The organism is Pleomorphochaeta sp. DL1XJH-081 (assembly GCF_049310885.1).
Lineage (GTDB): Bacteria > Spirochaetota > Spirochaetia > Sphaerochaetales > Sphaerochaetaceae > CAYZJV01.
In genome coordinates, this window is sequence record NZ_JBMDYO010000153.1 from 1 (window position 1) to 258 (window position 258).

1 protein-coding gene is annotated in these 258 nt (G+C 59.7%); it reads left to right on the forward strand.

Annotated elements, in window-relative coordinates; all coding sequences use genetic code 11:
* A partial coding sequence (locus ACODJP_RS14270; RefSeq protein WP_422482630.1) for a LysR substrate-binding domain-containing protein occupies positions 1-189 on the forward strand: 189 nt, incomplete at its 5' end.
* Positions 190-258 lie beyond the last annotated feature (69 nt).

Genomic DNA, 258 nt, shown 5'->3' on the forward strand with positions numbered 1-258 from the left:
CTGGCAGGATTTGGGCTGGCGCAGCTGGCGGAGAATATCGTTGCTGACCACCTGCAGGAGGGGAGACTGGTGGAAGTGCTGACGGACTGGCAGCCGCCCCCGGTACCCGTCACATTGCTCTATCCGCACCAGCGCTTTCTCTCTCCCGCCGTGCGGGCATTTGCTGAGTGGATGAGCGAGGTGGTTTGAGGGGAGTATTGCTTGCATTTAGCGCTTCGCGATGGAGGGTAGGGTTCCAGCAGAAATATCTGGTCTGCT